At 52.1% G+C, this 17,579-nt stretch carries 20 protein-coding genes; 9 read left to right on the top strand and 11 right to left on the bottom strand.

The window, feature by feature from the left end; translation table 11 throughout:
* Positions 1-30: 30 nt before the first annotated feature.
* From tatC to ubiE, 6 genes are read right to left on the bottom strand one after another with little or no spacing between them, the layout of a single operon-like run.
* Positions 31-786 (bottom strand): twin-arginine translocase subunit TatC, encoded by a 756-nt coding sequence (tatC, locus tag CX650_RS15580; RefSeq protein WP_039034057.1) that lies wholly within the window; start codon positions 784-786, stop codon positions 31-33.
* 10 nt (positions 787-796) lie between these two features.
* Complete coding sequence (gene tatB / locus CX650_RS15585) at positions 797-1,204, bottom strand: Sec-independent protein translocase protein TatB (RefSeq protein WP_071475672.1); 408 nt, start codon at positions 1,202-1,204, stop codon at positions 797-799.
* A 6-nt stretch (positions 1,205-1,210) separates the two neighbouring features.
* On the bottom strand, positions 1,211-1,456 hold the full coding sequence (gene tatA / locus CX650_RS15590; RefSeq protein WP_039034059.1) for a Sec-independent protein translocase subunit TatA: 246 nt from the start codon (positions 1,454-1,456) through the stop codon (positions 1,211-1,213).
* Positions 1,457-1,515: 59 nt separating this feature from the next.
* Positions 1,516-3,165, bottom strand: coding sequence for a ubiquinone biosynthesis regulatory protein kinase UbiB (gene ubiB, locus CX650_RS15595; RefSeq protein ID WP_101096352.1), 1,650 nt, complete (start codon positions 3,163-3,165; stop codon positions 1,516-1,518).
* Positions 3,162-3,794, bottom strand: coding sequence for a ubiquinone biosynthesis accessory factor UbiJ (locus CX650_RS15600; protein ID WP_101096353.1), 633 nt, complete (start codon positions 3,792-3,794; stop codon positions 3,162-3,164). Before CX650_RS15600 ends, ubiB begins: the two co-directional genes overlap by 4 nt.
* A gap of 1 nt (position 3,795) precedes the next feature.
* Positions 3,796-4,551 carry a bifunctional demethylmenaquinone methyltransferase/2-methoxy-6-polyprenyl-1,4-benzoquinol methylase UbiE gene (gene ubiE, locus CX650_RS15605; protein ID WP_039034062.1) on the bottom strand — a complete coding sequence of 252 codons (756 nt, stop codon included), beginning with the start codon at positions 4,549-4,551 and terminating at the stop codon, positions 3,796-3,798.
* A 12-nt stretch (positions 4,552-4,563) separates the two neighbouring features.
* Between ubiE and CX650_RS20090 the strand changes: the two genes are divergently transcribed.
* Positions 4,564-4,746, top strand: coding sequence for a hypothetical protein (locus CX650_RS20090; RefSeq protein ID WP_157823052.1), 183 nt, complete (start codon positions 4,564-4,566; stop codon positions 4,744-4,746).
* A gap of 75 nt (positions 4,747-4,821) precedes the next feature.
* Here the strand turns inward: CX650_RS20090 and CX650_RS15615 are convergent, their stop codons facing one another.
* Positions 4,822-5,844, bottom strand: a complete 1,023-nt coding sequence (locus tag CX650_RS15615; protein ID WP_101096355.1) for a formimidoylglutamase — start codon at positions 5,842-5,844, stop codon at positions 4,822-4,824.
* Between the two features lie 108 nt (positions 5,845-5,952).
* Positions 5,953-6,438 carry a ribonuclease E activity regulator RraA gene (gene rraA / locus CX650_RS15620; protein ID WP_025011574.1) on the bottom strand — a complete coding sequence of 162 codons (486 nt, stop codon included), beginning with the start codon at positions 6,436-6,438 and terminating at the stop codon, positions 5,953-5,955.
* Between the two features lie 334 nt (positions 6,439-6,772).
* On the opposite strand from rraA, the gene CX650_RS15625 reads away from it, so the two are divergent.
* From CX650_RS15625 to CX650_RS15635, 3 genes are all read left to right on the top strand, one after another.
* Positions 6,773-7,015, top strand: coding sequence for a YgjV family protein (locus tag CX650_RS15625; protein WP_039034065.1), 243 nt, complete (start codon positions 6,773-6,775; stop codon positions 7,013-7,015).
* A gap of 121 nt (positions 7,016-7,136) precedes the next feature.
* Complete coding sequence (locus CX650_RS15630; protein ID WP_039034066.1) at positions 7,137-7,649, top strand: phosphatase PAP2 family protein; 513 nt, start codon at positions 7,137-7,139, stop codon at positions 7,647-7,649.
* A gap of 9 nt (positions 7,650-7,658) precedes the next feature.
* The gene (locus CX650_RS15635) at positions 7,659-8,753 is read left to right on the top strand and encodes an MJ1255/VC2487 family glycosyltransferase (RefSeq protein ID WP_052248053.1); all 1,095 of its coding nucleotides are present in this window, start codon (positions 7,659-7,661) and stop codon (positions 8,751-8,753) included.
* A 43-nt stretch (positions 8,754-8,796) separates the two neighbouring features.
* On the opposite strand, the gene CX650_RS15640 is transcribed toward CX650_RS15635, so the two are convergent.
* From CX650_RS15640 to ubiD, 3 genes are all read right to left on the bottom strand, one after another.
* A complete protein-coding gene (locus CX650_RS15640) occupies positions 8,797-9,177 on the bottom strand; it encodes a gamma-butyrobetaine hydroxylase family protein (protein ID WP_039034067.1) in 381 nt (126 codons plus the stop codon).
* Positions 9,178-9,332: 155 nt separating this feature from the next.
* Positions 9,333-10,031 (bottom strand): NAD(P)H-flavin reductase, encoded by a 699-nt coding sequence (gene fre / locus CX650_RS15645; protein WP_071475667.1) that lies wholly within the window; start codon positions 10,029-10,031, stop codon positions 9,333-9,335.
* A gap of 65 nt (positions 10,032-10,096) precedes the next feature.
* On the bottom strand, positions 10,097-11,578 hold the full coding sequence (gene ubiD, locus CX650_RS15650; RefSeq protein ID WP_071475666.1) for a 4-hydroxy-3-polyprenylbenzoate decarboxylase: 1,482 nt from the start codon (positions 11,576-11,578) through the stop codon (positions 10,097-10,099).
* Between the two features lie 326 nt (positions 11,579-11,904).
* Here ubiD and CX650_RS15655 point away from each other — a divergent pair, with 326 nt between their 5' ends.
* The 5 genes from CX650_RS15655 to csrD all read left to right on the top strand — a co-directional run bounded on the left by CX650_RS15655 (position 11,905) and on the right by csrD (position 17,519).
* A complete protein-coding gene (locus tag CX650_RS15655; RefSeq protein ID WP_101096356.1) occupies positions 11,905-12,405 on the top strand; it encodes a hypothetical protein in 501 nt (166 codons plus the stop codon).
* Between the two features lie 5 nt (positions 12,406-12,410).
* Complete coding sequence (locus tag CX650_RS15660) at positions 12,411-13,073, top strand: SDR family NAD(P)-dependent oxidoreductase (protein ID WP_039034070.1); 663 nt, start codon at positions 12,411-12,413, stop codon at positions 13,071-13,073.
* 79 nt (positions 13,074-13,152) lie between these two features.
* On the top strand, positions 13,153-13,995 hold the full coding sequence (locus CX650_RS15665; RefSeq protein ID WP_229800109.1) for a thermonuclease family protein: 843 nt from the start codon (positions 13,153-13,155) through the stop codon (positions 13,993-13,995).
* A gap of 175 nt (positions 13,996-14,170) precedes the next feature.
* Positions 14,171-15,418, top strand: coding sequence for a malic enzyme-like NAD(P)-binding protein (locus CX650_RS15670; protein WP_101096357.1), 1,248 nt, complete (start codon positions 14,171-14,173; stop codon positions 15,416-15,418).
* Positions 15,419-15,605: 187 nt separating this feature from the next.
* The gene (gene csrD / locus CX650_RS15675; RefSeq protein WP_071475665.1) at positions 15,606-17,519 is read left to right on the top strand and encodes an RNase E specificity factor CsrD; all 1,914 of its coding nucleotides are present in this window, start codon (positions 15,606-15,608) and stop codon (positions 17,517-17,519) included.
* Positions 17,520-17,579 lie beyond the last annotated feature (60 nt).

A 17,579-nucleotide genomic window follows, 5' to 3' on the forward strand; every position in this document is an offset into this window, starting at 1 on the left:
ATTCTTGTTATTGCCCTTGCTGCCTGCTGATTATGCCTGTTTTTCTTCGGTTTCATCCTCGTCTGATTCATCCGAAGCCTTGCTGTAAAAACGGGCAGCCAAGAGTCCACCTTCAAACAATAACAGCATTGGCACGGCCAGCATAGTCTGAGAGATGACATCAGGCGGTGTTAGCATCATGCCCACCACAAAGGCACCGACAACGATATAGGGGCGTTTAGCTCTTAGGTCTTCCGGAGTCGTGACACCGGCCCAGCACAACAAAATCACGGCGACCGGGATCTCGAATGCCAAACCAAAGGCAAAGAACAGCTTCAGAATAAAGCTCAGATAACTGCTGATATCGGTCGCTACCTGAACCCCTTCCGGAGCCACACTGGTAAAGAAGCCGAATACGACCGGGAATACTACATAGTAGGCAAAGGCGATCCCCAAATAAAACAGCAGAGTACTGCTGAATAAGAGCGGAACTACCAGACGTTTTTCATGTTTATACAGTCCGGGCGCGACAAAGGACCAGATCTGAAATAGCACATAGGGCACTGCAATAAAAAAAGACAGTACCAGTGTTAGTTTAAAGGGAGCAAAAAACGGCGCGGCCACATCCGTTGCAATCATACTGCCGGTATCCGGCAATGACTGCATCAATGGGATCGCCATATAGTGATAGATATCATTGGCCCAGTAAACCAGGGCAATAAACACGATAAGCACACTTGCAATGGCTTTGAGCAGTTTAGTGCGCAGTTCAAGCAAGTGGCTGATTAATGGCTGCTGTTGCGACATGCGTTACCCATTATTTAGTGTCAGTACCTGTCGGCTTGGGAGCCGTCTCGGTGGCAGGTGTTTTCTCCTCGACAGCGGCTTCTGCCTTGGGGGATTCCTGGGCTGGAGATTTGCTGTCTTCAACCTGATAGGGGCGGTTAACCGATTGGGCCGCCTCTCTCAGTTGATCGATAGATTCCTGCAGTTCCGGAGACAGATTGCTGAGGCCCTTGCTCTCGGCCTTTTTCAGGTCTGCATGTAACTGCTCGATCTTGAGCTCTTGCTCAAGTTCATCTTTGACCGAATTAGCCATGCGTTTCATGGCACGGATCCAGCCGGTAATTGAACGTACCGCTACCGGGAGACGTTCGGGGCCGAGAACGACTAGCCCCAATACCCCGATGAGCAGCAGCTCCATAAAGCCGATACCATCGAACATAGGGAATTACGCCTGTTCTTTGTCCTTGGACTCAGGCTTCTTATCAGTCGCCTGTGCTTTGGGGTCTGCCTGAGTGTTCTGTGCAGAAGTGTCCTCGATGGCCTTCTTGTCCTCGTCACTGGACATGGCATTTTTAAATCCTTTAACTGCTCCGCCGAGGTCGCCGCCCAGTGAACGCAGCTTCTTGGTGCCGAACAGCAGCACTACAATTAACGCGATGATGAGAAGTTGCCAAATACTGATACCACCCATGAAGGTTTCCTCTTAGATAATCTTGGTTCAATTATGAACCTTTAATTAAAATGTACTAATTAAAATTTCTTAATTTTAGGCCTGGATCGCCATCCAACAAACCATAGGATTGCTCCGACCCCAATACTGACATAGGACGGCCACAGTGTAGCGTCCTGACTGAGTGAAATCGTGCCACAGATCAACAAAATTGCGGATGTGATTAACAAATAATTACTCTTGTGTGCTTTTTGCTGGTGTTTAAGATACTTATCCAACATCTGCTGCTGAGCTCCAAGGAGATTACGCCCCAGCTTCAGATTGTCATATATCAGTTCCGGAAACTCTGGAAGTTTATCAGACCAGAAGGGCAATTGTGTTTGCACTTTTTTGAACATTGCCTTGGGGCCGACCTGTTCTGCCATCCACTGCTCAAGAAAAGGCTTGGCCGTTTGCCACAGATCCAGTTGAGGATAAAGCTGACGTCCCAAGCCTTCGATATAGAGCAAGGTTTTTTCCAGCAAGACCAACTGCGGCTGTACCACTATATGGAAGCGGCGCGCGGTGCGAAACAGTTCCAGCAGCACATGGCCGAAGGAGATCTCATCCAGCGGCTTGTTGAACATGGGTTCACACACCACTTTAACCGCTTGCTCGAAGGCCTGAATATCGGTATCGGCTGAAACCCAACCGGATTCCACATACAGCTGGGCGATACGGCGGTAATCACGGTTGAAAAAGGCGAGAAAGTTTTCTGCCAGATAGCGTTTATCCGTGTCGTTAAGTGTTCCCATAATGCCGCAGTCCAGACCTATATAGAAAGGATCTTCCGGGTGCTCACGGGAAATAAAGATGTTGCCCGGGTGCATGTCGGCGTGGAAAAAGTTATCGCGAAATACCTGGGTAAAGAAGAGTTCCACCCCACGCTCGGCCAATAGCTTGAGGTTGGTGCCCTGGGCCTTGAGCGCGGCTATATCAGATACAGGGATCCCCTCAATGCGCTCCATCACCATCATCCTTGGATAGCAAAGCTCTTCATAGACATAGGGAATATAGAGGGCGTTGGAGTCGATAAAATTGTTGCGCAGCTTGACTGTATTGAGCGCTTCCAGTTTAAGGTTGAGCTCCCCCAAAATGGTAGTGCGGTAGTCTTCCACCACTTCGGCCGGGCGCAGGCGGTTATCCGGGCCGAGAATGGTTTCCAGCAGCTTGGCACTCTGGCTCATCAGCTGTAGGTCGGCGAGAATGTTTTGCTCTACATTGGGGCGTAATACCTTGAGGACCACAGGTTTGCCGTTGGACTTGAGCGTTGCCGTGTGCACTTGGGAAATTGATGCCGAGGCCAGCGGGGTATCGTCAAAGTCGTCAAACAGGGTTTCTATGGGGGCTTTGAGCTCGGCCTCAATAGCTTCTCGTGCCAGCTTGGAGTCAAATGGCGGGACTCTGTCCTGCAACATGGCCAATTCATGGGCCCATTCATCACTGAGCAGATCGCGACGGGTGGAGAGCATCTGGCCGAACTTGATATAAACTGGCCCCAATTCTTGCATCGCCAGTTTCAGACGTTCACCACCGGCCTTGGATTTATGTTTGTTGCGCAGCCAAAACAGACTGCGACGCCAGAGTTTAAAGTACCAAGGGGTCAACTTTTTCGGCAACAGCTCGTCCAAACCATAATGCAGGGCAATGCTGATAACCTGATATCCTCTCTTGATACTGGCGAAACTCATGGGCTTTTCTTGTCCTTCAAATTGGCGAGTCGTTGTTCTAAGGCGTCCGTGGCGGCCGCAAGCTCGTCAATTTTGTCGCAATGGTGAATAAATTCAAGCCGATGAGGGGCTAATTTGTACTCTTCGGTGGTTAATTGCGCCAGATGGGACTGGGTCTTGTTAAACACCCGGCTTAAATCTGCCTTGGCTCGCTCCAGACCGCTCAATAATATATGCGTCGGGGCATCGCCCAGATAACGGGACAAAGGCTCGGCAAAGTCGAATCTGACCTGTTGCAGAAAATGGCTGAATGTTTGCAGCAGAGCGAGTTCCCCTTCGATGACCAGCTTATCTTGCTTGATAAGCTCGGTGAGACTCTCGCCTTCGCCCAGGCGATAGAGAGTGGTGGCATCGGCCTTGACGGTTACCGCCACCTCGCCCTCATAGCTGGAAAGCACCTGAATTTTCTTGGCAAACACCAGATAAAGCGGCCAATTTAGTTGACTGAGCTGCAGACACAGGACTTTACCGTGCAGCGATTTCAGCCGAGCATATTCGTCTTCGGCTTGGTCGGTGACTTTCTCTAGTGCCATCTCCAGAGCGGCGCAGCACAACAGCCGCCACTGGGATGTCAGGTTCAGCTCATTCATCTCAGAACTTATAGCCTCGATGCAGAGCCACTACGCCGTCGGTCATATTGATGTAATCCACCTGCTCCAGGCCGGCGTCCAGCATCATCTGCTTCAGAGTTTCCTGATCCGGGTGCATACGGATGGACTCGGCCAGATATTCGTAGCTGTCGGCATCTTTGGCAACCAACTGACCCATCTTGGGCAGGATCTTGAATGAATACAGATCATAGGCCTTGCGCATGATCTCATGCTGTGGCTTGGAGAACTCCAATACCAACAATTTACCACCCGGCTTGAGCACTCGTTGCATTGAGCGCAGCGCCGCGTCTTTGTCGGTCACATTACGCAGGCCAAAGGCGATGGTGATGATATCGAAGTGATTGTCCGGAAATGGCAGCGCTTCGGCGTTGGCCTGTACGTAATTGACGTTGCCCACAATGCCCTTGTCGCGTAGTTTGCTGCGGCCAACTTTGAGCATGGAATCATTGATATCCGCCAGAATAACCTGGCCCTTGTCACCCACCAGGTGCGAGAATTTGGCGGTCAAATCACCTGTGCCACCGGCCAGATCCAATACCTTCATTCCCGGACGGGCACCGGCGCACTCTATGGTGAAGCGTTTCCAGAATCTATGGATACCAAAGGAAGCGACATCGTTCATGATGTCGTATTTAGCGGCAACGGAATGGAAGACTCCGGCTACCAGGTCGGCCTTCTTTTCAGCTTCGACAGTTTTATACCCGAAATGTGTACTCTTTGGTGAGCCTTCAGACATCAGTGTATTCCTATGACTAACTTGTATTGCAGCGAGTGTAAGCTATTGGTGCGGCTTGCTGAATCTTTGCGCGGCCAAGCTGTGATCGCCGCAGTAAAAAACTCTGTTGGCCCCGTGGCCAGACTGCGCATTAGACCACAATATCTGCCGGGGGTGAATAGCCCCAGCCGCCATAGCATTGCCGATGGCGGCTGAACTTCGCTGTGTCTTCCTGCCCATTCGGGCATAGGCAAGCTTGGCGTCGCTAAAGCAAAAAGAGTGGAGTTGCATTCAGACCTGTTTGGCCTGCAGGTAGGCGTAAATTAGTTCGGCAAGGCACTGACCCACGGCCTTATAGCCTGCGGCCAGGCCTGCATCGTGGCATGCCGGGGCACCTTCTGCCAGATGCAGATAAACACTTTGGGTGTGGCGCGCCATATGGCTGACATAATGCGCCGCATCCAACAAAGGAATACCGGCAACGGTTGAGGCACTGGAGGGCATCTGGGTTATGGCATCCAGATCCAGCTCTATGGCTACCGGCAGCCCCGTATGACGCAGCTGGCGGGCAATATCGCTCAGAGCCTTCTCCAAGCTCAGCTCGCGACGTACCCAAATCTGTTGCAGGCTGTGCCAGCTGCCACCAAATGCCGTAAGTTGTTCCAGATTGGCTTCACTGTTTTTCAGTTCATGCAGCCCGAGCACATGATAATGCCCCAGGGCGCCGTTGGCCGCCGCATAACTGAAACCATTGCCACTGTGGCGGCCTTCCCGCAACCTGAAGTCTGAATGAGGATCCAGGTTGACCGCTGCCAGCGGCTTGGATAATGCCGCCCGGGCGGCGCTGAGTAAGCCAAAAGCGTTGTTGTGGCCACCGCCGATGACGATAGGCTCAAGTCCGGCGGCAAAAACCGGGGTTAGGGCCTCTATAACCTGCTGATCCAGCGACTCCACCTCTTGTCTGAGTTGCTGACAATCATGGGCAGCATTGGCAACCGGGGTGATCTCCCCCAGCAGCAGGCATTCTTCACCACTTAAAAAGCGGTTGGACTGCAGGTTAAGCAGCGCCGGCAACATGGCGTCAAAGGCCTGGTTGGCGCCGCCTTGTCCCAGATTAGCTCTGGGCCCAAGATCTTCCTTGATACCTATGATGGCAAAACGGGCGCCTGCGGCTTTGGCCTGAGTCAGCGCATCCATATAGCTCGCCGCGCTTGGCAGCAGGCGCACTTTCTGACCCAGACGGGTTTCACCTTCTCTGGGGCTGAAAGATTGAGCTAACTTGGTTTGCGTGATGGGGGAGAGCGGCAGTTCCATAGAGTTTCCCTTTCTCTGACGGGGCAATAACAGCCTCTATTTTGGCCTACGTTGAGCAAAAGGCAACAAAAAAGCCGGCAGAAGCCGGCTTTGGTTCAACAGTGAATATCAGTCGATATCCAAGGGTTCAGGAGACAGAATTACCCCTGTGTTATCGGCATAGATATGATCGCCCGGCAGGAAGGTAACACCACCGAAGTTCACCGGAATGTCCACTTCACCAATGGCGTTGCCGTCGGCACCAACAGGAATGGAGGCCAGAGCCTGGATACCTATATCCAGTTCTTCGAGGGCATCGACATCGCGCACGCTACCGTAAACGATAATGCCTTCCCAGTTGTTATTGACCGCAACCTCGGCAATCGAGGCATCGATCAGCGCCCGGCGCAGAGAACCCCCGCCGTCTACCAGCAGAACCTTTCCTTCGCCATCGTCCTGCAATACATCGAGAATGAGGCCGTTGTCTTCGAAACACTTGATGGTGCTAATGGAGCCGCCAAATGAACTACAACCGCCGTAGTTGCTGAACATAGGCTCGACGACATCGACAACATCCAGGTACATGTCACAAAGTTCTGAGGTGTTGTATTCCATATTTACACTCCTGTTGAACCGCAAGGTCTGACAAGACCGCGGGATAACGCACTAAGTGCCAGTATATAAGGGATTCTTGAAAAGAAAAGTGTTATCAATCACGGTATTGCTGGATTTTCCTTTTATTAACATTTGTGTGGTAATATTTCGCAGCTAGTGTATAAATCTGCGCCATTTTTTGATGTGAGTCATTAAATAACGTATTTTTATTACAACTATGCTGTGGCTTTTGTTAATATAAGCACCATCCAAACTTACTTAACTTTAACCTGCTTTAGGGGCACGGATCCCCCGTCAGGCTTATGGACGGCAGAGAGCCTGAACGAGGTGCCTTATGGAAGCTCTTAACACAATTGAAATCATTGGCTATTTTGCCTCCATTATGGTGGCCATTTCTCTGATGATGAAGGACATTATCTGGCTGCGTTGGATCAACTTTAGCGGTTGCACCCTATTCGTGATTTACGGTGCGGCGATTTCTGCCTGGCCGGTAGCAGGTATGAACGCTTTTGTGGCTTGTATTAACGTCTATCATTTGATCAAAATTTATCGTGGCCGGGCGGCAATCACAGCCTGATGTCATAAAAGCTTAGGGCAGGTGTCACCTGCCCGTCACACCCCTTGACTAGGCTCTTTACTGCTACACAGATTGGAGTCCTTGACCTGGCTCCCTACTGTCCACAGAAGGAGCCTCAGCCATGTTTGCCTACCTTGCTGAACTCGATCTTCGAACATTTCGTGCGCTGACACAATTTGGCCGCAAACATGATCTGGAAACCTGTGCTCTCAAGTTTTCTGCATCAGGTAATGGCCCGCTTTACCTGTGTCTGGCGCTGCTCATGTTGCTGGAGCAGGATGGGTCACGTTTCTTCGCCTTGTTGCTGTTGGCGTACGCTGTGGAACTGCCTTTGTATCTGCTGCTGAAAAATGCCATTCGTCGTAAACGTCCATGCCATCAGGTTCTGGTGGGCTTCAGGGCCAGCTTTGAGCCCTCTGATAAATTCAGTCTGCCGTCCGGCCATACGGCGGGGGCTTTCGTGTTCGCCAGTGCGGTATGGCAAATTTATCCTCAAATGGCACTGCCGGTATTCATCTGGGCGGGCCTGGTTGGAGTTTCCAGAGTGTTTCTCGGTGTTCACTACCCTCTCGACATCCTGGCGGGGGCTCTTTTGGGCAGCAGTGCCACTCTCATAGCTGCAGTTTGGATATAAGGATAATCAATGCGAATACTTTACGGTGTTCAGGGCACAGGGAATGGCCATTTGAGTCGCGCTAGAGTTGTAGCCAAGGCCTTGGCAAAGCACGATATTCAAGTTGACTATTTATTCAGCGGTCGCCAGCCGCAGCAGTTTTTTGATATGCAGGCCTTCGGCGATTACCAGGTTTGTGCCGGGTTGACTTTTATTACTCAAAAGGGGCAGGTCAGCATCCCCAAGACAGTGCTGCACAATTCTGCCATTGAGCTTTGGCGGGACATTCGTGAGTTGGATCTCAGTGGCTATGATCTCTTGCTCAATGACTTCGAGCCGGTTTCGGCCTGGGCTGCCAGGCGTCAGGGAGTGCCCAGTATAAGCATCAGCCATCAAGCTTCCCTCAGATATCCGGTGCCCAAGGTGGGGAACTCCTGGTTCAATAACTGGTTGCTGGAGAACTTTGCCCCGGTGGATCAGGCATTGGGGTGTCACTGGCATCATTTTGGTTACCCGATATTGCCGCCCTTTGTCGATGTCAGTCGTGGCGCCGTGGAACATTCGCACGATATTTTGGTATATCTGCCGTTTGAGAGCTCACAAGCTATCACCGAATTGTTGCTCCCTTTCCATGACTACCGTTTTATGGTGTATCACAGCCAGGCTGCGCCAGTTGCTTTACCTGAGCATATTCTGTGGCATGGATTTGATCGTGAAGGCTTCAAGGCCGATCTCGCCAGCTGCGGTGGGGTGATAGCCAATGCCGGATTTGAACTGGCCAGTGAAGCCCTGACTCTGGGCAAAAAACTTCTGGTTAAGCCCTTGCTTGGGCAGTTTGAACAGCTGTCTAATGTGGCCGCCCTCGAGTTGCTGGCAGCGGCCGACAGTATGATGACGCTGGAGCCGCAAACGGTGAAACGTTGGCTCAAACGGGGTAGCCCTGAGCCGATTAACTACCCGGATGTGGGCGATCTGCTGGTGCCTTGGCTGTTGGCCGGCAACTGGCAGGATAGCCAATCACTGTGCCGGGAGTTGTGGCAGCAGGTGACGTTGCCCGATACCTGGTTTTCCAAGCAGGATGCCAGGGCACTCAGCGGGCTGCCTTTGGGCTCGCTGATCCGCTAGCAAAGGTTAGAATAGGCGCTCGTGGAACCTGTTTGTACCTTCCTCAGTTATATTTGATATTCATGCTGATCAGGGCTTCGCGGCTGCCCTTTTCGGCGCGCAGCCTAGCCAGATACTGTTCCCAGAGTTCAGTTTGTTGGGTGCAGAGCTGGTGCAGCATCTGCCAGGAATAGAGGCCGGTATCATGGCCGTCGTCAAAAATCAGCTTCACTGCATAATTGCCAACCGGCTCGATGGCGCTGATATTGACCTCTTTCTTGTGAGTCACCAGCTTGGGGTTGCCATGGCCGTGTACTTCGGCCGACGGAGAGTGAACCCGCAGAAATTCGCAGCTCAGCTGATACTGACTGCCATCATCGAAGCCTATCTCGAGCAGTTTGGATTTACGTTTCAGTTTCAGTGATGTGACTTGAGGATGACTCATGGGAACTCCATTGTGTCCGGGGTTGCTGTGTATCTGTTTATTCTATGTCAGAGCGCTTGGACTGTGCACCCCGGTGGATGAGAGCTGACACACATTAATGGTGGCAAAAATAGCGGCCGCATGCAGCGACCACTATTGGATAAAGATGAAGGCGGTTATTTGATAAAGGCGAAGGCATCGCCGTAGAGGTGGGCTTCATCCAGTCCCATCTCGCGAAACAGTTCCCGCGCAGCGCCGACCATGTCGAAACGACCGGCGATATAGATGTCATAGCCTACCAGGCTGACAAAGTCCGAGCGTATCTGCGCCAGTAGATTAGCTTGTTTCCCAGCCCAGTCGGCCTCGGCCTGTTCGACTACAGGCACGAAATGCAGCCAGGGGTGCGCTTGATGCCACTCTCTGGCGATGGCTTCGTAGTACATGGCTTCAGGGTTGCGGCAGCCCCAATAGAGCAGGGTTTCAACTTTTTGCCCCAGGGCGATTTGCTGCTCTACCAGGCTCTTGATATAGGAGAAGCCAGTACCACCTGCAACCAGTAGTCTGGGTCTGACACTCTGGTGTCTGAGGAAAGCTTCACCGCCCGGGGCTTCGATATCGATATGACTGTTGTTTCTCAGTCGCTCGACCACCTGCATGGGATAGCTCTCGCTGACGGCTGCGCCTATGTGAAGTTCTATGAGTTCGCTGCCGGGGGCCGAAGCTATGGAGAAGGGACGCTTGTCTTTCTCACCCATTACCACGCACAGGTACTGACCAGCCTTGAATTCCAGCGGTTTTTCGGGGCGCAGCAATACCTGGTACACAGCGTCATTAAATGGGGCAACTTTCTCTATCTTACAGCGGATGCTATTCATTGAACTTCCTTTTTACCTCTCTGTTGAAGGCTTATTTTCATAATGGCTAACGCAGTTATTGCGAATTATAGGGTCGCTTGGTCTTCTATGCCCAACTGTTCCCAAATCTCGTCCACCCGCTGTTTAACCTCTTGGTCCATCACTATTGGGGTACCCCATTCGCGGTTGGTCTCACCTTCCCACTTATTGGTGGCATCCAGGCCCATCTTGGATCCCAGTCCCGCCACGGGCGAAGCGAAATCCAGATAGTCAATGGGGGTGTTGTCTATCATCACTGTGTCGCGGCTGGGATCCATCCGAGTGGTTATGGCCCAGATAACGTCTTGCCAATCGCGGCAATTCACGTCTTCATCGACTATGACAATAAACTTGGTATACATAAACTGACGCAGGAAAGACCAGGCTCCCATCATCACCCGCTTGGCATGGCCGGGATATTGTTTGCGGATGGAGATCACCGCCATCCGGTAGGAACAACCCTCCGGTGGCAGGTAAAAGTCGACGATTTCCGGATACTGCTTGCGCAGGATAGGAACAAAGACTTCATTGAGCGCTACCCCGAGCATGGCCGGTTCATCCGGTGGCCTTCCTGTGTAGGTGCTGTGGTAGATGGCGTCTTTTCTGTGACTGACATGAGTTACGGTAAACACAGGGAAACTGTCAGTTTCATTGTAATAACCTGTGTGATCACCGTAGGGGCCTTCCACCGCCATCTCCTCGGGATCGATATAACCTTCGAGAATGATTTCGCTGGTGGCCGGTACTTCCAGATCGCAACTCAAGGCCTTGACCACTTCGGTACGCTCACCGCGCAGCAGCCCGGCAAAAGCATATTCGCTCATGGCATCGGGCACTGGCGTGACGGCGCCGAGAATGGTGACAGGATCGCTGCCCAGAGCCACTACCACAGGATATTTTTCACCTGGATGTTGCTGTTTAAAGTCGGCAAAATCCAACGCGCCGCCTCTGTGTGACAACCAGCGCATGATCAGCTTGTTCTTGCCCAGCAGTTGCTGGCGGTAGATCCCCAGATTCTGGCGTTTCTGTCTCGGCCCTTTGGTGATGGTCAAACCCCAGGTCACCAGCGGTGCAACATCGCCGGGCCAGCAGTGCTGAATGGGCAGGGCGGTCAGGTCAACCTGATCGCCTTGCAACACCACCTCTTGGCAAGGGGCGTTACGCACTGTCTTGGGTGGCATGTTCAGCGCTTGTTTGAACATGGGGATCTTGGCTATGGCATCCTTGAAGCCCCTGGGGGGCTCGGGCTCCTTGAGAAACGCCAGCAGTTCGCCCACGTCCCGCAGCGCCATGGGATCATCCTTGCCCAGGGCCATGGCGACCCGCTTCGGAGTACCGAAGAGGTTCACCAGCACGGGCATCTGTTTGCCCTTGGGGTTTTCAAACAACAGAGCCGGGCCACCGGCGCGCAGTACCCGATCGGCTATTTCGGTCATTTCAAGATAAGGATCAACCGGATAGCTGATACGCTTGAGCTCACCCTGACTCTCAAGGTGATCGATAAAACTGCGTAAATCCTTAAAACTCATGTGGAAATAGCCTCGCTGCCGAATGCATTAATGGCGCGCACTATAGCATTAATCCGCGCAACGGTTAACTGCTAAGGAAAGTGCAAATAACTCCTCGTGGCACTCTGGCTTGCACATTAATCGGCGTTTAAGGCCTCTGGCAGCAAGCATGCCGGGGCCTGTCGAAGTCGGATCTTGCCAGAGATTGCAGCCGCGGCCAGAGATGACCAGGTAACCGTTGGCTGAATGTACGCTGAGTCATCTTTATTTCGCCTGCGATTCTGTGATGAATCCGAGAGTCAGCCGTAGTAGCATGAAAGCTGCGGGCCTTGAAGCCTGGAGGTTATATGAAACGAGCTATTTTCCTGAGTCTGATACTGATAAGTTTGCCACAGGTGGCTGCTGCCTGGGATAACTCCCATACTGAGCGCCACTATCAGAGTGATATTCATAGAGAAGATTATAACCGCTACCATAACCATGGCTCCCGGAGTCACTGGGGCCTGTATTGGGGCGTTAACAATCCCTGGCTATCGCCCTGGCGTTATGACCCATGGAATCGCTGGCAGTGGGATGATCCTTGGTACAGAGATCGCTGGCAACGTCCCTATGTATATCGCAGGCAACCCAAGCCGGAGCCAGTGGTGGTTGCGCCACCGCAGCGAGTAACGACTCACTTCGAAACCTTGGCAGATACAGAGAGTCGCGCCAGCCTACCGGCCAATGCCAGGGTGATACAAGAAGCTAATCGCACCTTGTATCAATGGCAAGGCAAGACCTATCAATTTGACTGGCAAAGCCAAACCTATCGGCCTCTGCCGCAATCCCCATCTGAAGTTGGAGAATAAAACAAATGAAATTGATCACAGGGGCCAGCAGTGGTTTGGGGGCTGCGCTGGCGAGACGCTATCATGCTGAAGGTGAGTCCTTGCTGTTAACCGGCCGCAGTGAACAGAGGTTGCAACAGTTGGCGGCAGAGTTGCCCGGTGTCAGTTACCAAACAACAGATTTAACCAATCCAAGCGCGATTGAGGCTCTGCTCGATAGCTTAGGCGAGGCCCCTGAAATGCTGCTGCACTGCGCCGGCAGCGGCTGCTTTGGTAACCTGGAAACTCAGTCTCCGACTGATATCAAGGCTCTTATCGACAATAATCTGCTGTCCACTCTGCTGTTGCTCAGAGCCATGCTGGCTCGTTGGCGGCAAGAGAGCATGACACTGGTGATTGTCATGTCTACCGCGGCGCTGCAACCCAAGGCAGGAGAGAGCAGTTACTGCGCGGTAAAATGGGCCGTCAGAGGCATGCTGGAGTCCCTGCGCTTGGAGCTCAAGGGCAGCAAGATAAAGCTGATAGCCGTCTACCCCGGCGGAATGGCAACCGGTTTTTGGCCCAGCAGCGGTAAGTTGGTGGATACGTCGAGCTTTATGACTGCCGATGAAGCGGCAGGCATGCTAAGTAACGCCTTACAAAACTGCGTTCATGGTTATGTTTCGGATATCACCTTGAGCCGAGGCTAGGATACATAGTTAACAGTTAAAAAAGATTTTACACTGTGAGTCGGGGCGGCCAAGAAGAAACACTGCCAAGGGAGGCGCTATGATATCTCAATGGAACCATACTAACTCAGGCTTGGGCACTCGCTTTTGGCTCGGTCGTTACTTGATGAATTGCCTGTTGCTGCTGGGCAGTTTACTGTCTTTGGGATCGGCGCAGGCCAGTATAGCCGACAACTTGTGTATTCCCTATACAGCCAGCGAAAAGGTCACACTCGCTTATATCAATGATGGCGATACCCTCACACTCAAAGATGGCCGCCTGATACGCTTGATAGGTGTTAATGCTCCTGAGATAGACCATCAGTATCCGGGGCTCTCTCAACCCTACAGCATGGAGGCCAGGGCCTTTGTCGCCTCTAAGCTCAAAGTGGGTGATGAGCTGGCGCTGATGTTTGGCCCAACCAAGTTGGATCCCTATGGTCGCACCTTGGCCTATGTTTTTACTCCGAATGGATTATTGTTGCAGCAGGAACTACTGCAACAGGGTTTTGCGATGGCCAGGGTCTACCAGGAACATCCATTTTGGGAATGCTTTGCCGAGTTGGAGCAGCAAGCGCGCACTCAGAATGCAGGCTTGTGGCAGTTTGAAGACTATGCGCCCAAGGCGACTTCGGCTATCGGTCAGCAGGATTTAAATCAGTACCGGCTGGTCAGAGGTGTGGTGACAGATTTTGAAAGAAAGGGACAGTATTTGTGGCTTATTCTGGACGATAACTTCTATGTTGGCATACCTCAGGCCGGATCTGGTAATTTTAGCAAGGTTTTAGCGCTGAACTCGCTCAAAAGAGCCGTTGTGGTGCGGGGTAAGTTGTATTTTTCCTACAAAAAGTGGCAGATTATCGTCAGCCATCCTTCACAGATAAGTTTCGAAAATCCCCCTTAGAAGCAAAATACCTGACTTAAGTGGAAAATTTGCCATCCACTGTTTTAAAATCGCGCCTTTTCGCGTATCTTTAGCGCCTTGTGATTTGAGTCACTGTGAAAGGAATTTTGCAGTGATCCAGACCTGTGTTTGTACGGTTTTTACTTAATATCATTCCGCATTTCAGGATTTTAAAATGACAGATTTCCGTCAAAAAGCGCTCGATTACCATGAGTTCCCCGTTCCAGGCAAAACCGCAGTGATGCTGACCAAGCCCGCCGAGACCAGTATGGATTTGGCTTTGGCCTATAGCCCTGGGGTGGCAGAACCGGTACGTGAAATCGCTTCCAATCCTGCCAATGCGTACAGATACACCAACAAGGGCAACACGGTTGCTGTAATCTCCAACGGCACCGCCATTTTGGGGCTGGGTAACCTCGGCCCCTTGCCATCCAAGCCGGTAATGGAAGGAAAGGCTTTGCTATTCAAGCACTTTGCCAATATCGACGCCACAGATATCGAAGTAAAACACCGCACAGCTGAAGAGTTTATTCATACGGTCGAAGCGATTGCCGACTCCTTTGGCGGTATCAACCTGGAAGATATCAAGGCGCCAGAGTGCTTTGAAATTGAGCGTGAACTGATCGAGCGCTGTCAGGTTCCTGTGTTTCATGATGATCAGCACGGTACGGCAATTGTCACCGCTGCCGGGATGATCAACGCCCTCGAGATCCAGGGCAAGAAGCTTGAAGAAGCAGTGTTTGTCTGTATGGGCGCAGGCGCAGCGGCTATCGCCTGTATGAGCATGTTGGTCAAGTGTGGTGCCCAGCGTGAAAATGTCTACATGCTGGATAGAAAGGGCGTGATTCATACTCGCCGCGAAGATCTCAACGAGTACAAGGCGCTGTTTGCCAACAACACAGACAAGCGCACCTTGCAGGATGTGATCAAGGGGGCTGATGTGTTCCTGGGGCTGTCTGGCCCAGATGTTCTCGGCGCTGAGGAAGTGGCCATGATGGCCGAGAAGCCGGTGATCTTCGCCTGCTCCAACCCGGATCCCGAGATCAAGCCTGAGCTGGCCCATGAGATACGTAAGGATCTGATCATGGGAACCGGTCGCAGCGACTATCCCAACCAGGTCAACAATGTGCTTTGTTTCCCATTCATCTTCCGTGGCGCCCTGGATGTGCGTGCCAGCCGCATCAATGATGAGATGAAGATAGCCGCGGTTTACGCCATTGCCGAACTGGCCAAGGAGCCAGTGCCTGAATCTGTGTTGGTGGCTTATCCCAATGTCAACGAGTTGAGCTTTGGCCCTCAGTATGTGTTGCCCAAGCCGATGGACCCAAGGTTGCTGCCTAAAGTCGCCAAGGCTGTGGCACAAGCAGCCATAGACTCTGGGGTGGCGCAGATAGACACACTGCCGCAATACCCGGAAGTCTGATAGCAGCTTTATTCCAAAGGGGCCTTGTTGGCCCCTTTGTTGTTTTTGCAAGGCAAACGGGGCATTTTCTGGTCTATGCTGCTTGTTGGTTGCCTTTTGCGTATGGCTGCTGAATAATCAGCAAGTTGAGTTCCCGCAGTGAGGCGGCTCACCCCCAAGAAGAATAAGACTGGCAGGATCGCCCTCGATGAAACTCACCCGTATTCTCACAAAAAAGCTCACCAGTTTTTGGCTCTTGTCGCTGACAATAGTGGCATTTGTGTTTCTGCTCTGCGCCATGATGAGTTTTCTGCAGCTGACTTATAAGTTCCAGCAACAGAAGGTCACGGAGCTGGAAACCATGCTGGCCAATCAATACCACTCCGGCAGTAACTGGGAGCTGGAGTCCTGGCTGCCTCCCATGTTAATTGCCTACAATGCTGCCAGTTTTAAGCTCTGGCATCATGATAAATTACTATTTGAATATAAAGGCAATATCGCTACAGAAAATCTGGTGCGCTATCAATCTTCGTTGAAGAATAACCCTGAGTTTCGTATGGAGCTGGAACTGCCGCAGCCGTTTTCTCAGCACAGACCAGGTTGGTATGAAGTCTTGATAATTCTACTTGGCGTGGGGGCCGTGCTGGCGTTTGTCCGCTTTGGTTATCTCTGGTATTCGCGGCAACTGGAGGGCATTGAAGAGCTGGCACAGCGCAGCCGTTTGATTCTCCTGGGTGAGCACGAAAAAGCGCAGGCGATGCCGGGCAAGGGTAAACCCAGGTTGATCAACCGTGCCCTCAGCCGTTTGCTGGAAGAGCTGGCCGATGCCCAGAAAGAACGTGCCAGATTTGACAAGTTTATCCGCAGCAATACCTTTCTGGATCCCGACACTCGTATAGGTAATCGTCTGTTTCTCAAGAATCGCCTCGATGCCCTGAGCAATGAGCAGGGCATGATAGCCCATGGGGTGCTCTATCTGTTGGAGCTGGAAGATCTGGATCTGCTGCAACAAAAGCTGGGGGACAGTCTGACGCTGGAACTGCTCAGACAAAACGTCAATGGCATCAGCCAGATACTGCAGTCACAGCCCAACAGCTTTTTTGCCCGTCGTTCCCATAACCAGTTTGCAATAGTGGTGACCCAAATTTCCCTGGCTGAGGCTGATCAACTGGCAATCCGCTTGTTAAAAGTCTGCCAAAGCCAGGTATTGCCCAAGCTGGACAACGCCGACAACTTCTATCATCTCGGCGGCGCTTATTTCAAAGTGGGTGATGGTCATCAGCAACTGCTGGAAGAGGCGGAAATGGCCCTGAGAGCGGCGCAGTTGCAGGGGATCAATACCTGGTTTATGTATGATAAGGGCGCGGTAGATCAGGAGTTTGCCAAGGGCTCGGTACGCTGGCGCAGCTTTCTGGAAATGGCCTTGGTCAATAAGCGATTTCTGGCTTATACCCAGCCCGTGATGGATTGTGACGGCAAGCTGCATCACAGAGAAGTGTTTACCCGAGCCAGGGATCCTGAAGGTAATCTGGTGCGGGCGACCCTATTTTTGCCTATGGCGGTTAAATGTGGCCTGATGCCGCAAATTGAGCGTCAGACTCTGGAAAGAGTCTTGTTTGAGTTGCTGCCAAGTGAGCCGGACAAGAAGGTTTGTTTCAGCATCAACCTGAGTCTGGATTCGCTGATGAGCCGAGCCTTTATTCGCTGGTTGCGTACCACCTTGCTGGAATACCGGGACCTGACCGGCAGGCTGATCTTCGAGGTCAGTGAAGATATCGCGGCGCCCAATCAGGAGAAAATAGCCTCCAGGCTGCAGATGATCCGCAAGATGGGCGCGCGCCTGTGTGTCGATCATGTGGGCCAGCAGGTGATCAGCACCCAATATATTCAGGACACAGGTTTCCAACTGATTAAGCTGCACAGATCCATAGTGCGGCAGATCCATTTACGACCCGAAAACCAACTGTTTGTTCGTAGCTTGATAGGTGGACTCTACCGTACCGAAGTGCAGGTTTGCGCCGAGGGGGTGGAGTTGTTTGAAGAGTGGCAGACACTGAGAATACTCGGCGTCAGCGCCGCTCAGGGTAGCTGGTTCAGCGAGCCTATGCCGGCAACAGCCTGATCAAGAAAGAGTTCCGGGTTACTACAGGCTGGACTTGTTTGCCGACTTTGCTGAGCCTAT

This window comes from Shewanella indica, assembly GCF_002836975.1.
GTDB lineage: Bacteria > Pseudomonadota > Gammaproteobacteria > Enterobacterales > Shewanellaceae > Shewanella > Shewanella indica.